Origin of the sequence: Bradyrhizobium sp. 87 (genome assembly GCF_023073015.1) — a bacterium.
Classification (GTDB): domain Bacteria; phylum Pseudomonadota; class Alphaproteobacteria; order Rhizobiales; family Xanthobacteraceae; genus Bradyrhizobium; species Bradyrhizobium canariense_D.
The window spans coordinates 175819-196062 of sequence record NZ_JADPIQ010000086.1 but is presented as its reverse complement, the minus strand read 5'-3'; the positions used below and the strand labels follow the sequence as shown (position 1 = coordinate 196062).

The following is a 20244-nucleotide window of genomic DNA, read 5'->3' as shown; positions in this document are numbered from 1 at the left end:
GACATCGCTGATGTCACCAAAAGGCCTCTCATGCATATGCCCTCGATCACCGCGGACCGCCTCGCTGTCCTGATCCTGTTCCTGATCTGCGCCGGGATCACGCTCCCGATGATCCGGCCGCGGCGGAGCGGCCAAACCATCTTCAACGGCGGTATCTTGCTCGCCTTCGTCCTCTCGATCGCCTGTGCGTTACCTGTGCTGCCGCACCTGTCCTGGGCCGGCTTCATCGATGAGATGGCCGACCAAGCCGTTGCAGCAATTCGATTTTTGGAAGTCGCTTACGTCATTTTGACACTGTAAAGATTCTACTTGACCCCGCCTCGCTCCTGACATATTGATCTTTACATCGTAAAGATAAGGCGCGAACCATGGCGATTTTCCTGATCCTCGCGCCCTACGGCGCCTTCACTTTCCTGATGCTGATGACGTCTGCCACGATCAGCGTATTCGTAGCCTCGGCAACCTGTCTGGCCACCGTGGCGATCGATGTCGTGCGCGGTCGCTCGGTGAAGATCCTGGCTATGGGCTCGGCGCTGCTATTCGCCGCAATCGGCCTCCACCTCGCGCTGTTCGACCCGGCGCTTGGCACGCTCGGTGTCAAGCTGTCGGTCGACATCGGCATCTTCGTCATCTCGCTCGGCTCGATGCTGGTGCGGCGTCCCTTCACGCTGCAATACGCGGTCGAATCCGTGCCGGCCGAGATCGCGGCAATGCCCGGCTTTCTCTATGCCAATTACGTCATCACGGGCGCTTGGACCGCGGCTGCGCTGCTGATGGCGGCCGCCAATCTCGTGCTGCTCTATGTCCCCGGCCTGCCGCTCTGGTCGAGCCTTGCGGTCGCCTTCGCCGCCCGCAACAGCGCGATCTATTTCACAAAATGGTATCCCGAATATCGGCAGATCAAGTACGGTGCGCCGGCCAGCCCAATGTCCAACTCCCGCTGAACAGGATCGACGATGAAGGACGTATTCGCCCGCCTCGCCTCCGACCTCTTCTCTGCCATCGTCTTCCTGGTCATCTACATCATCACCGACAACGTCGTCCTGGCAACGTCGGTGGCGATTGCCGGAGCGATCGCGCAGGTGATCTACGCGCGCGTCAAGGGGCAGCAGCTCAATTACATGACCTATGCGAGCGTCGCGCTCGTCGTCGTGCTCGGCACGGTCACGCTGCTGACCAACGATCCCCGCTTCATGCTCGCAAAGCCCTCGATCGCGCATTTCGCGATCGGCGCCATCATGCTCAAGCGGGGCTGGATGCTGCGCTACATGCCGCCGATCGTCGTCGAGACCGTTCCGGAATATGTGACGGCTGCAGGTTATGCCTGGGCCGCGCTGATGTTCGTAATCGGCGCCGGCATGATCGCCGTCGCCTCCACAGGCGATCTGAAGCTGTGGGCGTTCTACATCACAGTGGTCGCGGGCGGCGCCAAGATCCTCGCCTTCGCCGTGCAATACGTCGTGCTTCGCCTCATCGTCACCAGCCGACGACGCGCCGCCGCCCGCGCCTAAATGCCTCCAACGGAGCGTTAGGCGCGAGCGGCGAGTTGCGCTATACGCTCGGCCGGGACTGGCCCGCGGATCGTCGCGGTCCGCCGGGATCTTGGGAGACGCGAATGGCCGTCGACGGCAACTGGACTCTGACCCTGACGACCCCCATGGGCGAGCGCAAGGCGACGCTGAGCCTGACGGCTGCCGGCGGCACGCTCACGGGGACGCAGGGCGCGGAAGGCGATACAGCCGAGATTTTCGATGGCACCGTCAGCGGCGATGCCGTCAACTGGAAGGTCTCGATCACCAATCCGATGCCCTTGACGCTCGAATTCATCGGAACCGTCTCCGGCGACAGCATGAGCGGTGAGATGGGCATCGGCCCGATGGGCAGCTTCCCGTTCACCGGCACGCGCGCCTAAGCCGCGCGGCAACGGTGCGCGCGCTCGGTCTCATCGCGGCGACGATCCTGTGTGTCGCGACACAAGCGGCTAGCGCGGACGACGCCGAACCGGCGTGGCGGGCAAGCGCGCTCGCCATGCTACCGGCAGGCTATGTCGCCGGCACGGCCTATCGAACCGAAGGGTCGACGGGCTACCTCGCCGTCTATCCGATCTCGTCGAACGATCCGAAGTCACCTGCAAGCGTGTTCGCCACGCGCCAGGCTCTCGTGGTCGCGCTGACGCCGGATGCGACGCGCGCAGTCTCGATCGCATTGAAACCGCGTAGCGGGCCCGATCCTGACACCGACGACACCGACTTCCCAAAGCTGCATGCCGATCTCGCCGCGAAGCGCTCGACGCTTCCCGACGGTACCGAGCCCTGCGATTTCGGCGCCTGGTCCGTCGACAAGGATCCTGATGGCCTCAACGTGCGTGCCGAACCATCGATCAAGGCGCGTGTGCTCGGCACGCTTCCGCCGCCCTACCGGCTCAAGCTCGGCGGCAGCGAGAACACGCCCGATGGCGGCTGGCTCACCGAATTCCGCATCATCGGCTTCAAGAACGGCTGGTTTCTGATCGAAGGCGCCAAGCCGCCGGGCAAGGACTACGAGGACGACAAGAAATATCCGCGCAGCGCGCCAAAGCCCTATGCCGGACGCGCCTGGGTCGCCTCCAACAAGGTCGGCGCGTCCTACGCCAATGGCGCGACACGCATGGGCGGTCTGTTCCAGGCGCCCTTCGTTGATGCGAAATGGATGCCCGCCCAGCGCGAACTCGGCGGCGCGATCGACACCGATGGCGGCCCGAAGCGCATCTTTGCCTGCAGCGGCCTCTGGGGCTTGGTCGAGAGCCAGGACGGCATCCGCGGCTGGTGGCGCGGGCTGTGCTCCAACCAGGTCACAAATTGTAGTTGAGCGAGTAAGTCTCGTGTCCCGGACGCGACGCAGCGCGAAGCGGTGCATCGCAGAGCCGGGACCCATGCCCGCCACGGGGACCCCGGATCAGCAGCGCATCATTTCATGCTGCGCAGCGTCCGGGGAACGCGGCCTCAGCCCAGATTCAACTCCTTGAAGAAGTCGTTCCCCTTGTCGTCGATGATGATGAACGCCGAGAAGTCGACGACCTCGATGCGCCAAATCGCTTCCATGCCGAGCTCGGGATATTCGAGCACCTCGACCTTCTTGATGCAGTGCTCGGCAAGATTCGCCGCGGCACCGCCGATCGAGCCGAGATAGAAGCCGCCATACTTCTTGCAGGCCTCACGCACGGCCGGCGCGCGGTTGCCCTTGGCGACCATCACCATCGAGCCGCCGGCGGCCTGGAACTGATCGACAAAAGAATCCATACGGCCCGCAGTGGTCGGGCCGAACGCACCGGAGGCATAGCCCTCGGGCGTCTTGGCGGGGCCGGCGTAATAGACCGGATGGTTCTTGAAATAGTCCGGCAGCGGCTCGCCCTTGTCGAGCCGCTCGCGCAGCTTGGCATGCGCGGAATCGCGCGCGACGATCATGGTGCCGGTCATCGATACCCGCGTCTTGGTCGGGTACTTCGAGAACGTGGCAAGGATATCCTTCATCGGCTGGTTGAGGTCGATCTTGACGACCTCGCCGCCGAGCGACTGCTCGACCTCAGGCAGATACTGCGCCGGGTTGTGCTCGAGCTCCTCGAGATAGACGCCCTCCCTGGTGATCTTGCCGAGCACCTGGCGATCGGCCGAGCAGGACACGCCGAGCCCGATCGGGAGCGAGGCGCCATGACGCGGCATGCGGATCACGCGGACGTCGTGGCAGAAATATTTTCCACCGAACTGCGCGCCGACGCCGAGCGACTGCGTCATCTTCAGAATTTCCTGCTCCATCTCGAGATCGCGAAACGCGTTGCCGTCGGGCGAGCCGTGGGTCGGCAGCGCGTCGAGATAGCGAGCCGACGCCAGCTTCACCGTCTTCATGCAGAGCTCGGCCGAGGTGCCGCCGATGACGATCGCGAGGTGATAGGGCGGGCACGCCGCGGTGCCCAGCGTCAACACCTTCTCCTTCAGGAAGGCGAGCAGCCGGTCCTTGGTCAGCACCGAGGGCGTCGCCTGGAACAGGAAGCTCTTGTTGGCGGAGCCACCGCCCTTCGCCATGAACATAAACTTGTAGGCGTCATCGCCTTCGGCGTAGATCTCGCACTGCGCCGGCATGTTGTTGGCGGTGTTCTTCTCCTCGTACATCGACAACGGCGCGACCTGCGAGTAGCGCAGATTGCGGCGCAGGTAAGCATCGCGCGCGCCTTCCGACAGTGCCGCCTCGTCGTCACCATCGGTGATGACGTTGCAACCCTTCTTGCCCATGATGATCGCGGTGCCGGTGTCCTGGCACATCGGCAGCACGCCGCCTGCAGCGATGTTGGCGTTCTTGAGGAAGTCCAGCGCGACGAACTTGTCGTTCGGGCTCGCCTCGCCATCCTCCAGGATCGCGCGGAGCTGCTTCAGATGACCCGGTCGCAGATAGTGGTTGATGTCGCCAAAGGCCGCTTCCGACAGGGCCCGCAGCGCGTCGCGGGACACCACCAGCATGTCCTTCCCCAAAACCTTCTCGACCCTGACGCCCTCGGACGAGACCTTCTTGTAGGGCGTCTCGTCCTTGCCCAGCGGAAACAGCGGCGTGTGCTTGTAGGGCGGAACGGGCTTTGCGGGATCGGGAAAGGCGGTAGGAGCGTTCATGGCGGGAATCTCGGGGTTTTGGAGCCCTCGCATGGGCCCCTTTCATAGAAGCGTTCTAAGCTTTTTTGCTGCAAAGGGAAGGCGCTCTGGTGCGGTCGGGGCATCCCGATTCGGCGACACGGCGACCTATTTTCGGCGGCTGTCGGCGGACACCAAGCTCTCATGATGCCGGTGAAGACCCTGGGTGCACCCCTTGCGCTACGCGCCCGACGACGGTTGAATGCGCCCGCTAAGGGGCTTTTCATCATGACATTGAACTTGCACGTCCGCGGCGCGATCCTGGTCGCCGCCGCCATCACCGGCCTTGTGACCATCGCCTCGCCCGCCCGCGCGGACCGCTGCGATGACAGCGCCAAGGAGCTGGCGAACCAGGTCGATCGCCTCAAGGTGAATTTCCGCGCCGCCAACGTCGTCTACCTGACTCATCCGGCGGCCAAGGAATTGTCCGTGGCCTGCCGTGGCGACAAATATTCGATCGAGCTCTATGCAAAGGGCGATCGCAAGCCCAAGCCTGAGTTCTTTGCGCTGGTGGGGTCGATGGCGGCGATCGTCTTCACCGTGACCAAGGACGATACGACGACGGGCGCGACACGCTGCCTGAAGCGGATGGGGCTCTTGCGCGGCGACAAGATCAGCATGCGTTACCGGCGTCTCAACATGGAATGCGCCCGCACCAAGACGGATGCGTCCATCGCGATCACGCGCGGCAAGGACGAATAGGCGGTCCCCGCGCGGTGTGCGCCTGACAGCACACCGCCCACTACGGACCGTCATTGCGAGCGTAGCGAAGCAATCCAGAATCCCTCCGCGGAGACAGACTGGATTGCTTCGCTGCGCTCGCAATGACGAGGAGAGGTCTGTCCTCTCGCGGAAACAGCGCTTGTGGCGACACGAAAGCGGCCTCCTCCACCGCACCGGATCCCTCGCATTTTAACGATTGGCTTGAATGAAATTTCGCTCCTCGCGGCGCAGGGTCAATTGTTTCCATGTGTGAGGATTTGTGGATGAGCGTTTCTACCGTTTCGCCGCCGCCGATCGCGATCGTGGTGCCGAGCTACGACACGACCAAGCAGCAGGACGATCAGATCAAGACCAAGGACAACGACCCGAGCTATAAGCCGCCGCCGCCCGCGCCGCTGCCGCCGGGTCAGGGCACGCGGATCGATCAGCTCGCCTGATCAGCCGCGTCGAAGATGAAATGCCCGATCCGGTCGATCGGGCTTTTCGCGTGTCCGGCCGCATCTTCGCCGGATAGCTGCACCAATATCATGCGCGGCTACCCTGAGACCTGCGCATGATCGCAAGACTCCTGTTGCAGAGCACGATCACCACCGCCGCCATGGGCGCGCTGCTGTTCGCGTCCGCCGGGACCCTGCATTGGCCTTCGGCCTGGGTGTTCCTCGCGACCTCCGCCCTGCTCGGCCCGCTCGGCGGCTGGTGGCTTTACCAGGTCGACCCCGCACTGCTCGCCGAACGCCTGCGGCCGGTCCTGCAAAAAGACCAGCCCGCTGCCGACAAGGTGTTCATGACCGTCTTCGTCGTCGCGATGCTGGTCTGGCTGGCGGCGATGGGGCTCGACCGGCGTACGCTGTCCTCCGACATGCCGAGGGCGCTGCAGATGCTCGGCCTCGCCCTGTTCCTGCTTTCGACGCTGTTCATCCTCTGCGTTTTCCGCGAGAACTCGTTCGCGGCGCCCGTGGTGAAGCTGCAAGCCGAGCGCGCGCAGCGCGTGATCTCGACGGGGCCTTATGCCCATGTACGTCATCCCATGTACAGCAGCATGATCCTGTTCTTCGCCGGCGTGCCGTTGCTTCTGGGCTCATGGTGGGGACTTATGATGGTGCCGCTATTCCTCGTCTTGTTTGCGGGCCGCATTCGCATCGAGGAGCGTACGCTGCGCGAGGGCCTGCCGGGCTATGCCGACTATGTGACGCGCGTGCGCTATCGCCTGCTGCCTGGCGTGTGGTGAGCGCACGCATCAGTCTGCAATTTGCGGAAAAGCGTTTCCTCCGATCGACTGACGTCGCCCGAAGCGTTCGCAGGCGCTCTAGCCATCCAACTCGCGGTAGCGGCGGAAGATGCCCTGCTCGTTGAAGGGAATACGGCGCTCGCTTTCGAGATAAGCCTTGATGTTCGGGCGCGCCGACACGCGGTCGTGCAGGCCGACGAGGCCTGGGATATCTGTCTCGAACGCCTTCATCCGCTTCGGAAACGCATAGCGTAGTCCCGCGACGAGCTGGAACAGCGAGAGATCGACATAGGTCAGCTTGCGGCCGGTGACATAGGCGCCGCCATTGTCCGCGAGAAGCTCTTCGAAATAGCCGAGATATTTCGGCACGCGCTCGCCCCAGAAGTCGGCGGTGCGCTTCTTTGCCGGCGGTTTCTGATCTTCGTAGTAGAGCGAGGGCCCGAGCGGGTGATGGGTGTCGTGAATCTCGACCACGAAATCGGTGATCGTCAGCTGGAGCTGATGCACCCAGAGTTGACCCGCCTCCGACTTCGGGGCGAGGGCGTGGCGGGCGCCGAGATAGAGCAGGATGTTCGCGGTCTGGCCGATGACGAGCTTGCCGGCTTTGAGGAACGGCGGCGCAAAGGGCGGCGTGCCCCTGTGCGCGTCCATCATCTTCATCATCGCGGCTGTGCCGCGTGGGCCACGCGCCACGTCGACGTATGCCGCGCCCGCCTCCTCCAGCGCCAGCCGCACATATTCACCGCGGCCCTGGATCTCGGGCCAATAATAGAGCTCGTATTTCATGGAGGGTCCGTGAGCGTGGAAGCGACAGGACCAATCTATCACGCGCGACAAGGTTCCGTCAGGATGGGGCTGAAGGGCGGCACCACACGCTCCGTCATTGCGAGCGCAGCGAAGCAATCCAGACTGTCACCCTGGAGGGACTCTGGATTGCTTCGTCGCTGCGCTCCTCGCAATGACGGAAGCCTCAATTCGATGCGAAGCAATAGAGCAAGCCGCCGCCGCCGGTGCTCTTCAGATCGGCCTGCGAGCAGCCGCCATCGGGTCCGCGCGAGGGGTGTGCGGTGTTCCAGGATTTGACCGTCGGGTTGGTCGCAGGGCCGTTGATGTCGGAGTGGCCGAGCATCGCCGCGCCTTGCGTACTCGACGTCCAGTTTTTGCAGGTGCGGTCGTCGGGACCCGCAAACGCGGTGCCGTCGGACTGCGATCCCGTGAGAATGTCGTGCCGGTTAGGCTGGTCGCCATAGCCGTTTACAATCTCGCCCTTCTCGGTCAGCGCTGTCTCCTTGCTGATCTTGTTGGCGCTGTGCAAATCGGCCACGTCCTTGGCGATTTCCACGCCCTTGGCGTTCTGCCACGGTCCCTTGCCGATGCGGTCGCGCGCGTTGACGGCCGGCTTGCCGTCGGCGGCCTGCGTGGAGAGATAGGCGCGCCAGGTCTTACTGCCGGCGCCGCCGGCCTGGGCCAGCTTCTGGCACTGCGCATCGGCCCCCTCCAGACCGCCGAGATCGGCGCCTTTGCCAGGACCGTTGGAAGTCACGAAGAACGTCATGTTGGCCGACTGCGCCTGCGCCGATGGCGCCGCAAGCAAGGCCGCAGCGAGCGCGAGGCCTGAAATCGTCATGGTTCTCTCAATGCGGATCATCCTGTCCTCCATTTGTGTTGTCGTTGGCCGCCAGATTTCAACCCGACGCAGGCCCGCTTATTCCGATGCCGCGATGCGAGACGCCCAAAAGAAAAAGGCCCCGTGCAAGAAGCACGATGCCCTGGTTTTTTCATGTCGTCTGCGATCAGTTGGTCGACGGGATCGCCGACGATTCCCAGCCGCTTCCCGACTGCCATGTCGATTAATTGCTTCCCGGGACAATGGTGCCGGGCGAGCATACCAAATGGGCCGATCCTCAAGTGATCGTCCAGGGGAGGACGCGGGGGACTGTGGCGGGACCGTTCAGGGCGGTATCCGCGATCACATCGGGGCTGCGTAGCGCGCGGCGCAAGGGGAGATCGTTCATGCACCGGACCACAATCCGCCCAATCACGACAATTGCCGGCCGCGCCACCCTTTGCTGCCTTGCCGTCGGTCTTGCCCTGGGTCCGAACTGCGCCTTGGCCGCGGAACTGCTCAAAGCCCGGCTGGCGCAAAATCTCGCACCGATCTCCGGCCTTGCGATCGTCGCCAAGTCGAAGGGAATCTTCGAAAAGCACGGACTTGACATCACGGTTTCGAACTTCACGTCCGGCAAGCAGTGCCTGGACACCGTGATCGGGGGCGGTGCCGACATCGCGACCACGGCGGAGGCGCCGGTCACCGCATCGACGATGGCAAACCAGCCCATCGCCTTCGTCGCCGGGATGGAATACTCCGATCTCAAGACGCTCGTCGCGGCCAAGGCCGGCGTCAAGACCAAGGCAGATCTTCGCGGCAAGCGAATCGCCTTCACTGCCGGCACCGGTAGCGAGGTTTACACGGCGACCTTGCTGAAGTCGGCGGGATTGACGCCCAAGGATGTCACCCTCGTCAATCTGCGGCCGCAGGAGATGCTGCCGGCACTTGCAGCCGGAAGCATCGACGCGATCGACACCTGGGAGCCCCACGTCGCCAACGCGAAGAAAGCCCTGGGCGAAGCCGTCACTGAGGTAGATACAAAGGGCACCTACTCCGAGACGTTCAATATCGTCGTCATGAAGCCCTACCTGGACGCCAACCCGGTGCTGGTCGAGAAATTCATCGCCGCACTGATCGATGCCGAGATCTGGATGAAGGCACAGCCGGATGAAGCAATCACGACAGTCGCGGACGCAGTTGGAATGAAGCGGGACGAACTCGCCCCCATCTGGGCCGACTATGTTTACCGGGTGCGTCTCGACGACCGGCTGATCGAGATTCTGAAGACCCATTCCGCATGGCGCCTCGAGAGCGGCAACCATCCTCCGGGAGCGGCGATGCCCGACTTCAGCAAGGTCGTCGTCACCGAGCCACTGAAAAAGGTCGATCCCGCACGCGTCACCCTGTCGTGGAAATAGGCACCCGCGCGGCCATGCAGGAAGCCATTTCAGCAGGACGCGATATTGCCATCCGCACTGGCGGTCGCGCTCGGCCGAATTCAGTTCGGCTTCGCCGCCTCAATATTCTGGTCGGGGCGCTTTCGCTTCCCTTGTTCATTGGGCTCTGGGAACTGGTCTCCCGTTCCGGGACCGTCAACATGGTGCTGTTTCCACCGCCGACGGTGGTTGCTGCGGCCGTGCTTGAGTGGATACGAAGCGGACAGTTCTTTAGCGATCTGTTGGCCAGCCTCTTTCGCGTCACCACGGGATTCATCATAGGCGGCACGCTCGGCATCCTGCTCGGTGTTCTCACCGGCCAATTCCCCGTTATCTCGAGCTTGCTGTCCCCGCTATTCCATATCTTGCGGCCAATTCCGCCGATTGCGTTCGTGCCGATCGTCATCCTCTGGTTCGGCCTGTCGGAGGCGGGAAAATTGTTCCTCGTCGTATGGGGCGTATTCTTCACGGTATGGCTTTCGACTCACATCGGCGTGCAGAAGGTCGACCGTGGCCTGATCCGGGCGGCATTGATGCTCGGCACGCCCCGACGGCAGATGCTGCAGGAGATCGTGCTGCTGGGCGCGCTTCCCTACATTGTCGTCGGGTTGCGCACCGCCGTCAGCATCTCCTTCTACACGCTCGTCGCGGCTGAACTGGCCGGCGCTTTCGCCGGCATTGTGTACAGGATCGAGATTGCGCAGCAGAATTTGCAAACGGGCCAGGTCATGGGCGGGCTCGCAGCGCTCGGGTTGATGTCGTTCATCGCCGACCGGCTGTTTGCGGCTCTTGCCGAACGTATCGTCTGGTGGCGCTGATGTCGGGATCTCGATCGGGCATGAAACTGGCACTGGCAAGTTCGCCTGCCTCCGTCGAATCGGCGCGAAAACAACCGGCCATTCAAGTCTCGAACCTGAGCATCGTTTTCGACACCAAGCGCGGGCAAATCATCGCGGTCGATCGCGTTTCGTTTGACGTGGCGCCTGGCGAGTTCGTCTGCATCGCCGGTGCCTCCGGCTGCGGCAAGTCGACGGTGCTCAATACGATCGCCGGGCTGGAAGTGCCGTTCGAAGGCGAGATCCTGGTCGAGGGCGCGCCCGTCTACAGTCCGCGTCCCGATGTCGGCATGGTGTTCCAGCAGCCGCATCTCTTCCCCTGGAAGTCCGTCCGCAGCAACATCGCCCACGGTCCCAGGATGCTCGGCAAGTCCACGACGGAAGCGTATGCCATCGCCGACGATCTGATCGCGATGGTCGGCCTCAAGCGTTTCGCCGACGCTTATCCGAACACGCTGTCCGGCGGCATGCAACAGCGCGTGGCGATCGCGCGAGCGCTGGCCAATCAGCCCCGTGTGCTGCTGATGGACGAGCCCTTCGGGGCGCTCGACGCGCAGACCCGCGCGGTGATGCAGGACAATCTGCTGGCGCTGCGCGACCGGATCAAGGCGACGATCGTGTTCGTGACGCATGACATCGATGAAGCCATCGTGCTGGCCGACCGCGTTCTCATCATGAGCGCGGGACCCGGCCGCATCCTGCGCGAAGTCGCGGTCAAGCTGCCGCGCCCACGGTCGAGTTCTGTCATGGTCGAGCCAGCATATCTTTCGCTCAAGAAGGATTGTCTCGACGTCATCCGCGCAGAAGGGTTGCGGGCGTTCAATCAGTCGGACGCGGACTGACGCGGAGCCCGCGCGTCTGAGGCGAACGCAGCGGGCTGGCATGGTTCTTGAATAGCCGATGCCGGGTCTCACATGCGGAGCCGGCCATGCACAGGGCGAACAGCGCGATAGCGGCAGGTGTGATGCTCGCGGAGTCGGACGATCTCGTCAGACCGCTGCCCGGCCTGCTGGATGGTCTCAACCGGGCTGATTGCAATCGCTTGCGTGCGATCGGACGCGAAAAGATCCTGGAAGCCGGCCAACTGGTTTGGTCTCAGGGCGACGCACAGGCCGGAATCTACCTGATCAGCGAGGGGCGCATACGCAGCTACTATGCGGCACCGTCGGGGCGCGAAGTCACGCTCGCCTATTGGTTTCCCGGCAACTTCGTCGGCGGGCCCGACATATTCGGGACGGGCCCGCACATGTGGACATCGGTTGCGGCCGAGCGCAGCCGGTTGACGTTCATGCCCGGACTGGCATTGCGGCGGCTTGCGCTCGAATCGCCGGCAATCGCCGTCGCCTTGCTGGATGCCCTCGCATTCAAGGCGCGATGCTATTCGGCAATGGCCCAGATGCTTGGGACGCGCTCGGTCACCGAGCGGCTGCACAGCCTGCTGATCTTCCTGTCGCACGTCTACGGCGTGAAACGCGACGGCGAGATCGTCGTCGGCATGCCGTTTACGCACGGCGACCTTGCCAATCTGATCGGATCCACCCGCCAATGGGTGACCGTGCAACTCGCGCGGCTCCAGGACGAAGGCGTGATCAGATACGAAAGATCCGTGATTTCGATCCTGGATGTTTCTACACTCGGGCAGGCGATGGGATAATGTCCGCCCGTTAGCCGGCAGACTTCAATTCGAATGCCGATCCGTCTGCGCCGGCCTCGAACCGCCGTGCGAGTCCGATCAGCGCGCGATCGTGCCAGGCCGGCGCCAGCAGGGTCACGCCCATGGGCATGCCGTTCGGCAATTTCGTATTCGGAACGGCGACGCCGCAGAGATCGAGCAGATTGGCAAAGTACGAGTAGTAGCCCAGACGATTGTTGAGGGTGATCGGATCACGATGCATCTCCTCCAGTGTGAACGGCCGCGGTGCAGTCGGAACCACCAGGGCATCGATGCCGGCAAAGATTGCTTCGGCGTCGCGGCGAAGCCGGTGCAGCCGGTGAATGGCGCCAAACGTGTCGATCGCCGAATACCCGGCGGCTGAGCCCAGCACGGTCCTCGTGACATCAAGCAAGGCGCCGGATTCGACGTCGATGAGCGAAGCGATGGCCGAGTGCCGCTCCGCGACCCAGGGACCGCTGAACATCAACTCCCCGGCCTGGCGGAATGGGGCGAAGTCCACCTCGATCGCCGTTCCTCCGATATGAGCAAGACGTTCGCAGGCACTCTCGTAGAGTTCGCCGCATTCCGACATGCCGAAGCATTCGAGATCTGCTGGCGCAACGCGGCCGAACCGGAATGATGCCGCCGCCCCGTTGGCGGGGAAAAAGGTTCTGGGCAGGCGGCTGTACGGATCTTCGAAATCAAACCCTTCGATGATGTCGAGGATTGCTTCGCCGTCGCTGACGGTATTGCAGAATACCGACACGCAATCGATCGTCGGACAATTCGGCACCAGGCCACGTGATGACACCAGCCCAACGGTGGGCTTGATTCCGACGATGTTGTTGAACCCGGCAGGTATGCGCCCCGAGCCGCCGGTATCGGTGCCGAGCGCAAAGGCGACGTGCCCCGCCGCCACGGCGACCGCGGAGCCGGAACTGGAACCGCCCGCAACATAGCGCGCATCGGCAACCGACGCGCAGGGGCCATGGGGCGAGCGCACGCCGGACAGGCCTGTGGCGAACTGATCGAGATTGGTCTTTCCGAGGCAAATTGCGCCGGCTGCGGTGAGGCGTTCGACGCTATGCGCGGAATGCCAGGGCGTATAGCTGAACGCCGGACATGCGGCAGTGGTCGGCATTCCCGCGACGTCGATGTTGTCCTTCACACCAAATGGAATGCCGAGCAGCGGAAGATTTTCGCCCGTCCGCGCGCGCGCCACCAGCTTATGGCATTCTTCGAGTGCCTCCTGCCGCGGGCGAAGATAGATCCAGCAATTGCGGTCGCGCTCGGCCTCGATCCGGTCATACGCCGTTCCGATCGCCTCCAGCAGCAGGGACGAACTCCTGGCAATGCCTTCGTAGTTTGTCCTGAGGCGCGCGACACACTGGCTCACGGAATATCTCCTCATCCAACCGGCAGGCGCGAAATTGCGGCAGCTCTGCGCGGCCAACAAGCAATTAAGTGCTTCGCCCAAATGGCCGCCTGACCGGAAACGCACCGCTCAAACAAAAAGGGCGCCGTGCCGAAGCACGACGCCCTCGTTTGTCGCTATACGGGCGATCAGTTGGTCTGCTGGATCGCCGACAGTTCCCAGGTGCCGCCCGGACGTCGGGCAAAGGTCCAGACTTCGGTGGCCTCGCCCGGCTGCTCGCTGCCGGCGACAATCGCGCCGGTATTGCGGTCGAGCGTCTTGTCGGTGAGCGCGAAGCGCAGCGCCACCGTCGCGTAATCGGTCTCGCCTTCGCGCCAGGATTCCGCGAGGTCGCCCTGCAACAGCTTCACACCGCTGACCTTGTTGACGACATTGCGCGCGCGGTTCTGGCCGAGGTCCTGCTCGAAATAGGAGACCATTTCCGGCGTCGCGAGCGTGTGCAGCTTGGCCACGTCCTCGTTGGACCAGGCCGACTGGACGTCGCTGAGCAGGCGCTCGAACGCTTCATAGTCGTCCGGCTTGATCTCGAGCGGTGCGTTGTTGGCGCCGAAGCCGAAGCCACCGCCAAGACCACTACGATTGTTCGCCTGCGGTCCCGGACCGGCACCGGCGTCAGCATTGGCATAGGCCGCCTGCGGGGTGTGGCGGCGCTGCCACCAGGACATCGCCAGCCGAACCACGAGCACCACGAGGACGATCTGGATGATCAGGCCGATGATCGACGACAGGCCACCGAGGCCGCCGAACAGGCCACCGCCGAACAGCATGCCGAGCAGGCCCGCGCCGAGGAACCCGGCCGCAAGGCCGCCCATGAAGCCGCCGGCCCGGCCGAACAGACCGCCACGCGCGGGTGCGGCGGCAGCCGAATTCATGCCTGCGCCCGGCTGGGTGTAGGTCCGATTGAACTGCGAGGTCGAGCCCGGCGCGGTCGTGGTCGATGGCGGGGCCGAATAGGTGCGCGAACCGCGCGAACCCGACGACACACCGCCACCGACGCGCGCGTCGGCGGACGAGATCGCCAGCGCAGTCGGCAGCGCAAGCGCCAGCACGACGGCAATCGTCTTGAAGAGACTGCGGGAGCGTTGCGAGAAATTCATGTTGGTTTCCCAGATCCCCGGCATGGGGATGTGCCCCTAAGATGGGCAGCCTTCCGTAAAAAGGAAGCCACTATCGGAACTTATGGCTGCGGCCCTCAGTCGCGGGGATGTGGCAAAAGCCCATATTTGGCGGCGGCTTGGCCGGGTGTGCAAAGGAGCCGCGGTCGCCGGCTACCGGTCGGTTTGGCGACAGCAGTTCAGCTTTTTTCCGTCATTGCGAGCGAAGCGAAGCAATCCAGGCTGTTTCCGCGGAGGCAACTGGATTGCTTCGTCGCTTCGCTCCTCGCAATGACGGAGAATGTGGAGCCCGCGCCCTCACCCCGCCTTCGCCATCGTCTCCTTCACGGCCGCCACGAGCTGGCTAAGTGTGAACGGCTTGGGCAGGAAGTCGAACTGCTGGCCTTCGGGCAGGCTCTTCTCGAACGCGTCCTCGGCGTAGCCGGAAACGAAGATGAACTTGATGTCGGGGTTCTTCTCGCGCATCGCCTTGAGCAATGTCGGGCCGTCCATCTCCGGCATGACGACGTCGGACACGACGAGATCGATTCCGCCGCTCTGCTCTTCCAGCACCTCCAGCGCCTCGACGCCGTTCTCGGCCTCGACCACGGTGTAGCCGCGCGAGCGCAGCCCGCGTGCGTTGAGCGCGCGCAGACCCTCCTCGTCCTCGACCAGGAGGATGGTGCCCTGTCCGGTGAGATCGGTGCGGGGCTTGGCGTCCGCCACGGACCCGGCCTCCTTCGCGGCACCATTGCTGGCGCCAACGACCGGCGCCGGCTGCTCGACCTGCACCTCCGGCTCGGCATGATGGCGCGGCAGGAAGATGTGGAACGAGGTGCCCTGCCCGGGCTCGGAGTCCACGTAAATGAAACCGCCGGTCTGCTTGACGATGCCATAGACGGTGGAGAGCCCGAGGCCGGTGCCCTTGCCGACCTCCTTGGTCGAGAAGAACGGCTCGAAGATCTTGTCGCGGATGTCGGCGGGAATGCCGGTACCGGTGTCGGCGACCTCGATCCGCACATAGTCGGCGGCTGGCATGCCCTTGTAGGCCAGCCTGGCCGCTTCCTCGGTGGTGACGTTTGCGGTGCGGATGATCAGCTTGCCGCCGTCGGGCATGGCGTCGCGCGCGTTGACCGCGAGGTTGACGATGACCTGCTCGAACTGGGAAACGTCGACCTTGACCGGCCAGAGATCTCGGCCGTGGATGGTCTCGTGCTTGACCTTCTCGCCGATCAGCCGGCGCAGCAGCATGGCGAGATCGGAGAGCGCATCGCCGAGGTCGAGCACCTGCGGCCGCAGCGTCTGCCGGCGCGAGAACGCCAGCAACTGCCGCACCAGCGTGGCGGCCCGCGTCGCGTTCTGCTTGATCTGCATGATGTCCTGGAACGACGGGTCGGTCGGCTTGTGCGCGTTCAGCAGGAAGTCGTTCGCCATCATGATGGCGGAGAGCACGTTGTTGAAGTCGTGGGCGATGCCGCCCGCGAGCTGGCCGACGGTCTCCATCTTCTGCGACTGGTTGATCTGGTTCTCCAGCGCGCGCCGCTCGGTGGTCTCGAGCATGTGCACAATGGCGACTTCGGCGTCGTTCTCGGCCGCATCCACCGGCGTGACGAAGAACTGGCCCCAGCGCTCTCTGGTTCCTTCGAGCGCCACTTCGACCGGCGCGACGTCGGCCTGGCCCTCCGCAGCCTGGTTGATGGCCGCGATCAAAAGGTGCCGGTCGCGCGAATTGACCGCGCGGAAGATCGACTTGCTGGCGCTGTCGAGCCCCAGTGCCTGCCCGAGCTTGGCGTAGCGCGCATTGGCGCGCACGACATTGCCGCCACGGTCGACCGTCGCGATCGCCATCGGGGTATGGTCGAAGAAGCGCATGAAGCGCACTTCGGCGGCGCGATCCGGATCGCTGCGCTCGTCGCGGGCACGGCTGATCACCAGCGTGCGCGACGGGCCCGGCGCACCGTCGGCGCCGAAGGCGAGCTTGTGATAGAGCCGAACCGGCATGGTCTTGCCGGTACGCATGCGCAGGTCGATGTCGAAGACTTCCGTCTTGACCTCGCCCGGCACCGCCACGATCGCGGTGAGCAGCGAAGCACCGTCGCCGGAGACGATGTCGGTGAGCTTCAGCCCGCCCGAGCCGATCTCGGCGAGGTCGTAGTCGAGCCAGTTCGCCAGCGTCGCATTGACATAAGCGAGCTCGCCGGCCGGATTGACCGAGAAGAAACCGCAAGGCGCGTGATCGAGATATTCGATCGCGTGCTGGAGTTCCTGGAACACGTCCTCCTGGCGCTCGCGGTCGCGGGTGATGTCTGCGATCGACCACACCGCGTATCTCGTCTCGCGCTTGCCGGTGCCGAGGGGCCGCACCCGCATGCGCAGCCAGCGGCCCTGGCTGCCGTCATGGCCGGAGATGCGCACCTCTTCCTGCTGCCGCTTGCCTTCGCGCGCGGCTTTCAACAGGCGGAACACCGCTTCGGAGACGTCGGGGTTGCCGATGAAAACGCGTTCCACGGGGCGCACGTCCTGTGGCCCGGCGGCGCCGGTCAGCGTCAGATAGGCCGCATTGGAATAGACCACATGGCCGCGCGGGTCGGTCACGGCGAGGCCGTCGAAGGCGTGGTCGGCGATGCGCCCCATCACGGGATCGTCGAGATTGCGATCGGCGAAGCGGATGATGCCGGCGGCGAAGGCGAACAGGTTGAACAGGCCGACCATCGCCAGCACGGCGAGGATACCGAGGATATAGGGCTGGGCCTGCGCGCGCCCGAGCGTCATCAACCCGACGGCAACGGCGACGAGGCCGGCGGCCACCAGCAGCACCAGCGCAATGCTGCCCGAGCGCGGCGACGGCTCGTGCGCCGCAACGGGCTCGCGTGTGAGGTCGTGGTCGGTCTCGGCAGTCATCTCAAGCTGGCACAGCCTGTCGGCAGAGAATCAACGCGCTACAGGGCGCGCAGGGTCCTCCCTGCCTGAATCGGACCCGCAGGCGCAAGGGCAGCATGGGCGAAAGGTACGCTGATTCCCAGATTACGGCCATTTCCAGTACTTTTCAGGGGTTTTATTGCCGGCTGGCACCGAATCCGCTCTTCAGACGCATGACGTAGCCGATGACTTCGGCGACCGCATGGTAGTGCTCGGTCGGGATTTCCTCGTCGATCTCGACGGTGGCGTAGAGCGCGCGGGCGAGCGGAACGTTCTCGACGATCGGGATGTCGTGCTCGCGCGCGATCTCCCGGATCTTGAAAGCGAGGTTGTCGACGCCCTTGGCGACGCAGATCGGCGCCGACATGCCACGCTCGTAGGACAGCGCGATCGAATAGTGGGTCGGGTTGGTGATGATCACCGAGGCTTTGGGAACCGCCGCCATCATGCGCTTCTTGGAGCGCTGCTGGCGCAGCTGCCTCAGCTTGCCCTTGATGTGCGGGTCGCCTTCGGACTGCTTGTACTCTTCCTTGATCTCCTGGAGCGACATCTTCTGCCGCTGGAACCAGCTGCGATACTGGAAGAAATAGTCGCCGATGGCGATGATCGCGAGCGCCGCGACCACCGCGGCGAGCAGATGAATGGTCAGGCTGGTGGAGGCGCCGAGCAGGGCGGCCGGATCGAGCCTGACCATCGCCTCCATGCGATGCCGCTCCGGCCACAGGATCACGGTCATGACCGCGCCGAGCACGATCAGCTTGCCGAGACCCTTGAGGAAGTTCGCCGCCGCTTGCTTGCCGAAGATGCGCTTGAGGCCTTCGGCAGGCGACAGCTTGCTGAACTTGGGCTTGAGGGATTCGGCCGACCAGACCAGGCGGTGCTGCAGCACGTTGCCGGCAATTGCCGCCAGCACCAGCATCAGTAGCGGCACGCCCACCGCCGCGAGCACCGCGACTTCGATCTGCTGCATCAGGGCGAGCAGAGCCCTGCCGTCGGTCTTGATCATCCAGGAATTGGCGAGCAGGTTGCGCATCGGCGCCAACAGCCCGCTGCCGACCGATCCCGAGAAGCTCGAGACGACGAGCGTGGCGCCCGCGATCATGAACCAGGTGTTGATCTCCTGGCTCTTGGCGACGTCACCGCGTTCGAGCGCCTCTTCGAGACGTTTTTGCGTCGGGTCTTCTGTTTGACTCTCTGGATCGTTGTCTTCCGCCATCGATCACCCGGTCACTTGAGTGGCATCATCTGGTGCATGACACCGATGAAGTAGTCGAGAAAGGTGCCCATCATCGCCGTGAGCACGACGGCAAGCACCAGGAAGCCGGCGAAGATCGACAGCGGCACGCCGACGAAATAGACCTGCATCTGCGGCATCAGCCGCGCCAGCACGCCGAGTCCGATGTTGAAGACGAGGCCGAACACCAGGAACGGTCCGGAAAGTTGCAAGCCCAGGCGGAACGCGGCGGCAAAGGCGCGCGTCGCCAGTGCGGCGACATCGCCGCTCGACACGGTCTCGCCCGGCGCGAAGATCGTGTAGCTGTCGTTCAGCGCCGCGATCACCAGATGATGGCTGTCGGTGGCGAACAGCAATGTCACCCCCAGTATCGTCAGGAAGTTGCCGACCAGCACGCCCTGCTGTCCCTGAGTCGGATCGACCGAAGTGACGAAGCCGAGCCCCATCTGCTGCGCGATCACGGCACCGGCAACCTGCAGCGCCGACAACGTCACCCGCGCGGTCGCTCCCAGCACGATGCCGATCACGATCTCATGCAGCATCAGGACCAGCAGCGGCGCGATCGAGCCCATGTCGACCTGATAGGCATTGCGATGCAGCGGCAGGATGATCAGCGTGAGCAGCAGCGCGATCGACAATTTGATCCGTGTCGGGATATTGGTCTCGCCCAGGCCCGGCAACAGCATCACCATCGCGCCGACCCGGGCAAAGGCGAGCATGAAGGAGGCGGCAAGCGCCGGCAGCAGCGAGACGTCGATGCGCATGATAGGCGCATAGTGCCTCAGCCGCCGATGATTCGCGACGATATCCGCAGCATGTGGGAATGCAGTGCGTCGGCCATGAACGGCAAGGCCAACAGCATTGTGGCAAAGATGGCCAGGATTTTCGGCACGTAGATCAGCGTCTGCTCCTGGATCTGCGTCAGCGCCTGGAACAGCGACACGACGACGCCGACCACGAGACCGACCACCATCAGGGGCGACGACACGATCACGATGGTCCAGATCGCATCACGCGCGACGTCGAGGGTTTCCGGTCCGGTCATTTCGCAGTTCCTTTATTCAACTCTCATCCCCACCGCTTGATGAGGACCACACGAACCCGAAAAATCAGATCGGCATCTTCATGATGTCTTCATAGGCCGCGATCACGCGGTCGCGGACCGAGACCAGCGTCGACACGGCGACGTCGGTGTCTGCGACCGCCGTCACCACGTCCATCACGTTGGCCTTGCCGGCGGCCATCGCCACCGTCTGCGCATCGGATTTGCGGCCGGACTCCAGGACGCTGCCGACAGTATCTTTCAGAAGAGAGGCGAAGGACTGCCCGCTCGGCTCGCTGCCCTTGCCGGCACCGCTGTTCTCCAGCACGCGAGCGAGGTTTGCATAGGCGTTGGCGGCAATTGTCGGTGTTGCCATGGT

The 20244-nt window shown here is 63.9% G+C and carries 22 protein-coding genes; 12 read left to right on the top strand and 10 right to left on the bottom strand.

Annotated elements, in window-relative coordinates; all coding sequences use genetic code 11:
- Nucleotides 1-30 precede the first annotated feature (30 nt).
- The 5 genes from IVB50_RS21730 (at nucleotide 31) to IVB50_RS21710 (ending at nucleotide 2847) form a co-directional block, all read left to right on the top strand.
- Nucleotides 31-300, top strand: coding sequence for a hypothetical protein (locus IVB50_RS21730; RefSeq protein WP_026233167.1), 270 nt, complete (start codon nucleotides 31-33; stop codon nucleotides 298-300).
- Between the two features lie 68 nt (nucleotides 301-368).
- Nucleotides 369-944 (top strand): hypothetical protein, encoded by a 576-nt coding sequence (locus IVB50_RS21725; protein ID WP_018456401.1) that lies wholly within the window; start codon nucleotides 369-371, stop codon nucleotides 942-944.
- A gap of 12 nt (nucleotides 945-956) precedes the next feature.
- Entirely contained in the window at nucleotides 957-1511 is a 555-nt protein-coding gene (locus IVB50_RS21720) for a septation protein IspZ (RefSeq protein ID WP_085349396.1), read from the top strand.
- 104 nt (nucleotides 1512-1615) lie between these two features.
- Entirely contained in the window at nucleotides 1616-1912 is a 297-nt protein-coding gene (locus IVB50_RS21715; protein ID WP_007602176.1) for a hypothetical protein, read from the top strand.
- Nucleotides 1913-1926: 14 nt separating this feature from the next.
- Complete coding sequence (locus tag IVB50_RS21710; protein ID WP_247297228.1) at nucleotides 1927-2847, top strand: SH3 domain-containing protein; 921 nt, start codon at nucleotides 1927-1929, stop codon at nucleotides 2845-2847.
- A gap of 134 nt (nucleotides 2848-2981) precedes the next feature.
- Here IVB50_RS21710 and IVB50_RS21705 read toward each other — a convergent pair whose 3' ends face one another.
- A complete protein-coding gene (locus IVB50_RS21705; RefSeq protein WP_247297227.1) occupies nucleotides 2982-4637 on the bottom strand; it encodes a fumarate hydratase in 1656 nt (551 codons plus the stop codon).
- Nucleotides 4638-4883: 246 nt separating this feature from the next.
- Between IVB50_RS21705 and IVB50_RS21700 the strand changes: the two genes are divergently transcribed.
- From IVB50_RS21700 to IVB50_RS21690, 3 genes are all read left to right on the top strand, one after another.
- The gene (locus tag IVB50_RS21700; protein ID WP_026233168.1) at nucleotides 4884-5357 is read left to right on the top strand and encodes a hypothetical protein; all 474 of its coding nucleotides are present in this window, start codon (nucleotides 4884-4886) and stop codon (nucleotides 5355-5357) included.
- Nucleotides 5358-5641: 284 nt separating this feature from the next.
- On the top strand, nucleotides 5642-5815 hold the full coding sequence (locus IVB50_RS21695) for a hypothetical protein (RefSeq protein ID WP_247297226.1): 174 nt from the start codon (nucleotides 5642-5644) through the stop codon (nucleotides 5813-5815).
- A gap of 116 nt (nucleotides 5816-5931) precedes the next feature.
- Nucleotides 5932-6606, top strand: coding sequence for an isoprenylcysteine carboxylmethyltransferase family protein (locus tag IVB50_RS21690; RefSeq protein ID WP_247297225.1), 675 nt, complete (start codon nucleotides 5932-5934; stop codon nucleotides 6604-6606).
- A 78-nt stretch (nucleotides 6607-6684) separates the two neighbouring features.
- On the opposite strand, the gene IVB50_RS21685 is transcribed toward IVB50_RS21690, so the two are convergent.
- Nucleotides 6685-7392 carry a glutathione S-transferase gene (locus IVB50_RS21685; protein ID WP_247297224.1) on the bottom strand — a complete coding sequence of 236 codons (708 nt, stop codon included), beginning with the start codon at nucleotides 7390-7392 and terminating at the stop codon, nucleotides 6685-6687.
- 184 nt (nucleotides 7393-7576) lie between these two features.
- A complete protein-coding gene (locus IVB50_RS21680; RefSeq protein WP_247297222.1) occupies nucleotides 7577-8254 on the bottom strand; it encodes a lectin in 678 nt (225 codons plus the stop codon).
- 461 nt (nucleotides 8255-8715) lie between these two features.
- On the opposite strand from IVB50_RS21680, the gene IVB50_RS21675 reads away from it, so the two are divergent.
- From IVB50_RS21675 to IVB50_RS21660, 4 genes are all read left to right on the top strand, one after another.
- Nucleotides 8716-9633 carry an NrtA/SsuA/CpmA family ABC transporter substrate-binding protein gene (locus tag IVB50_RS21675; protein WP_247297220.1) on the top strand — a complete coding sequence of 306 codons (918 nt, stop codon included), beginning with the start codon at nucleotides 8716-8718 and terminating at the stop codon, nucleotides 9631-9633.
- Between the two features lie 14 nt (nucleotides 9634-9647).
- A complete protein-coding gene (locus IVB50_RS21670; protein WP_247297342.1) occupies nucleotides 9648-10469 on the top strand; it encodes an ABC transporter permease in 822 nt (273 codons plus the stop codon).
- A gap of 20 nt (nucleotides 10470-10489) precedes the next feature.
- Nucleotides 10490-11329 carry an ABC transporter ATP-binding protein gene (locus tag IVB50_RS21665; protein ID WP_247297218.1) on the top strand — a complete coding sequence of 280 codons (840 nt, stop codon included), beginning with the start codon at nucleotides 10490-10492 and terminating at the stop codon, nucleotides 11327-11329.
- 86 nt (nucleotides 11330-11415) lie between these two features.
- Nucleotides 11416-12141: a Crp/Fnr family transcriptional regulator gene (locus IVB50_RS21660; protein WP_247297215.1), complete on the top strand. Its 726-nt coding sequence runs from the start codon at nucleotides 11416-11418 to the stop codon at nucleotides 12139-12141.
- Between the two features lie 10 nt (nucleotides 12142-12151).
- Here IVB50_RS21660 and atzF read toward each other — a convergent pair whose 3' ends face one another.
- From atzF to fliE, 7 genes are all read right to left on the bottom strand, one after another.
- Nucleotides 12152-13537, bottom strand: coding sequence for an allophanate hydrolase (gene atzF, locus IVB50_RS21655; protein WP_247297214.1), 1386 nt, complete (start codon nucleotides 13535-13537; stop codon nucleotides 12152-12154).
- A 167-nt stretch (nucleotides 13538-13704) separates the two neighbouring features.
- Nucleotides 13705-14697, bottom strand: coding sequence for a Tim44-like domain-containing protein (locus tag IVB50_RS21650; protein WP_247297212.1), 993 nt, complete (start codon nucleotides 14695-14697; stop codon nucleotides 13705-13707).
- A gap of 291 nt (nucleotides 14698-14988) precedes the next feature.
- A complete protein-coding gene (locus IVB50_RS21645; protein WP_247297210.1) occupies nucleotides 14989-17571 on the bottom strand; it encodes a PAS domain-containing protein in 2583 nt (860 codons plus the stop codon).
- 154 nt (nucleotides 17572-17725) lie between these two features.
- Entirely contained in the window at nucleotides 17726-18805 is a 1080-nt protein-coding gene (flhB, locus tag IVB50_RS21640) for a flagellar biosynthesis protein FlhB (RefSeq protein WP_027518912.1), read from the bottom strand.
- Nucleotides 18806-18816: 11 nt separating this feature from the next.
- Complete coding sequence (gene fliR, locus IVB50_RS21635; RefSeq protein ID WP_007612283.1) at nucleotides 18817-19587, bottom strand: flagellar biosynthetic protein FliR; 771 nt, start codon at nucleotides 19585-19587, stop codon at nucleotides 18817-18819.
- Nucleotides 19588-19604: 17 nt separating this feature from the next.
- Nucleotides 19605-19868: a flagellar biosynthesis protein FliQ gene (gene fliQ, locus IVB50_RS21630; protein ID WP_007612284.1), complete on the bottom strand. Its 264-nt coding sequence runs from the start codon at nucleotides 19866-19868 to the stop codon at nucleotides 19605-19607.
- A 64-nt stretch (nucleotides 19869-19932) separates the two neighbouring features.
- Nucleotides 19933-20241, bottom strand: a complete 309-nt coding sequence (gene fliE / locus IVB50_RS21625; protein ID WP_007612285.1) for a flagellar hook-basal body complex protein FliE — start codon at nucleotides 20239-20241, stop codon at nucleotides 19933-19935.
- Nucleotides 20242-20244 lie beyond the last annotated feature (3 nt).

Excerpts from the sequence above, each read along its gene's own strand:
- fliR (WP_007612283.1), bottom strand. The coding sequence starts at position 19,587 with ATGCGCATCGACGTCTCGCTGCTGCCGGCGCTTGCCGCCTCCTTCATG.
- IVB50_RS21720 (WP_085349396.1), top strand. The coding sequence starts at position 957 with ATGAAGGACGTATTCGCCCGCCTCGCCTCCGACCTCTTCTCTGCCATC.
- IVB50_RS21645 (WP_247297210.1), bottom strand. The coding sequence starts at position 17,571 with ATGACTGCCGAGACCGACCACGACCTCACACGCGAGCCCGTTGCGGCG.
- IVB50_RS21705 (WP_247297227.1), bottom strand. The coding sequence starts at position 4,637 with ATGAACGCTCCTACCGCCTTTCCCGATCCCGCAAAGCCCGTTCCGCCC.
- fliE (WP_007612285.1), bottom strand. The coding sequence starts at position 20,241 with ATGGCAACACCGACAATTGCCGCCAACGCCTATGCAAACCTCGCTCGC.
- flhB (WP_027518912.1), bottom strand. The coding sequence starts at position 18,805 with ATGGCGGAAGACAACGATCCAGAGAGTCAAACAGAAGACCCGACGCAA.
- IVB50_RS21680 (WP_247297222.1), bottom strand. The coding sequence starts at position 8,254 with ATGATCCGCATTGAGAGAACCATGACGATTTCAGGCCTCGCGCTCGCT.
- IVB50_RS21690 (WP_247297225.1), top strand. The coding sequence starts at position 5,932 with ATGATCGCAAGACTCCTGTTGCAGAGCACGATCACCACCGCCGCCATG.
- fliQ (WP_007612284.1), bottom strand. The coding sequence starts at position 19,868 with ATGACCGGACCGGAAACCCTCGACGTCGCGCGTGATGCGATCTGGACC.
- IVB50_RS21695 (WP_247297226.1), top strand. The coding sequence starts at position 5,642 with ATGAGCGTTTCTACCGTTTCGCCGCCGCCGATCGCGATCGTGGTGCCG.
- IVB50_RS21660 (WP_247297215.1), top strand. The coding sequence starts at position 11,416 with ATGCACAGGGCGAACAGCGCGATAGCGGCAGGTGTGATGCTCGCGGAG.
- IVB50_RS21715 (WP_007602176.1), top strand. The coding sequence starts at position 1,616 with ATGGCCGTCGACGGCAACTGGACTCTGACCCTGACGACCCCCATGGGC.
- IVB50_RS21650 (WP_247297212.1), bottom strand. The coding sequence starts at position 14,697 with ATGCCGGGGATCTGGGAAACCAACATGAATTTCTCGCAACGCTCCCGC.
- IVB50_RS21685 (WP_247297224.1), bottom strand. The coding sequence starts at position 7,392 with ATGAAATACGAGCTCTATTATTGGCCCGAGATCCAGGGCCGCGGTGAA.
- IVB50_RS21725 (WP_018456401.1), top strand. The coding sequence starts at position 369 with ATGGCGATTTTCCTGATCCTCGCGCCCTACGGCGCCTTCACTTTCCTG.
- IVB50_RS21670 (WP_247297342.1), top strand. The coding sequence starts at position 9,648 with ATGCAGGAAGCCATTTCAGCAGGACGCGATATTGCCATCCGCACTGGC.
- IVB50_RS21700 (WP_026233168.1), top strand. The coding sequence starts at position 4,884 with ATGACATTGAACTTGCACGTCCGCGGCGCGATCCTGGTCGCCGCCGCC.
- IVB50_RS21730 (WP_026233167.1), top strand. The coding sequence starts at position 31 with ATGCATATGCCCTCGATCACCGCGGACCGCCTCGCTGTCCTGATCCTG.
- IVB50_RS21665 (WP_247297218.1), top strand. The coding sequence starts at position 10,490 with ATGAAACTGGCACTGGCAAGTTCGCCTGCCTCCGTCGAATCGGCGCGA.